General features: G+C 46.8%; 2 protein-coding genes. Both read right to left on the bottom strand.

Annotated elements, in window-relative coordinates; translation table 11 throughout:
• Positions 1–888: multifunctional CCA addition/repair protein (locus tag A3735_RS28395; RefSeq protein WP_082886038.1), on the bottom strand; the 888-nt coding region annotated here is incomplete at its 3' end.
• A 28-nt stretch (positions 889–916) separates the two neighbouring features.
• A partial coding sequence (locus A3735_RS31605; RefSeq protein ID WP_197486126.1) for a hypothetical protein occupies positions 917–1,193 on the bottom strand: 277 nt, incomplete at its 5' end.

Raw genomic sequence — 1,193 nt, 5'->3', positions numbered from 1 at the left:
GTCTCGGTATTCATTCGGTACTCGATTTCGTTCACAGAGCTTCTTTATCGGCTCTAAACCTAGGCGCTCATGGCCATGATGGCTTGGCCATTTTTCAGGGGCGGTACAAGCTTTTCCCAAGTCGTGTGTAAGAGCAGCAAAGCGAACTTGTTTTGATTGGCTTAGTTGACTAGCTTGCTCCAAGGACATGAGAGCGTGGATGCCACAGTCGATTTCTGGGTGGTACTTTTCTGGCTGAGGAATGCCAAATAGCGCATCGATTTCCGGGAATACGACTTTCAGGCAGCCAACTTTTCTAAGTGCTTCAAAATAAATCCAAGGGGACTTTTCACTTAGTGCTCGTTCAGTTTCTTGCCAGATACGCTCAGGGACTAAATGATTTGCCTCACCTTTCAGAACCATTTTGCTCATGAAATCGAGTGTTTCGTCAGCTATTTTAAAGCCGAGGTGATAAAAGCGAGCAGCGAAACGAGCCACGCGTAGAATTCTTAGTGGGTCTTCTGTGAAGGCTGGCGAGACGTGCCTGAGTAGTCTGTTCTTCAGATCGTCTTGACCGCCATACGGATCAATCAGCTCACCGTCTGCGCTCATTGCCATCGCATTAATGCTTAGGTCTCTTCTGATAAGGTCTTGTTCTAAAGTGATTGATTTTGACGTGTCAAAGCTGAAGCCTTGGTAGCCCTGACCGTTTTTACGCTCTGTCCGCGCAAGAGCGTACTCTTCTCTAGTTTTGGGGTGGAGAAATACAGGGAAGTCTTGGCCGACCTGGGTAAAGCCTTGTTTAAGCATCTCGTCTGGGTTGCTACCTACTACGACCCAGTCTTTATCCTTGCTGTTAATTTCGAGCAAAGAGTCACGTACAGCACCACCCACAAGGTAGGTTTTCATCACATTCAAGCCCACGGGAGAGAAAGAGCTAGAATGCTAAACCAAATCCTATCGAACCGCCAGCTTCTACTTCACTCAGCATAAATGCAGCCTCAATATTGAAGTGGCGTGGCTGGTATAAAAAACCAGCTGTTAAGGTGTGATCTTCTTTTGAGGCCTCTTCTGTTTCAGCAATATTGAAGCGCGCACCTGCACGTAAGTGGAAGTCATCTCTCCAGTAATACTCACCACCAAAAGATATGAAGCGGGTATTGCCTTCGAAGGCGAACACTTCATCTTCGTTTAGATCAATATCAAGCGTCATC

The sequence above is a fragment of the Oleiphilus sp. HI0061 genome (assembly GCF_001635675.1).
The sequence above is the reverse complement of the archived record's forward strand: the minus strand, read 5'-3'. Positions and strand labels throughout refer to the sequence as shown.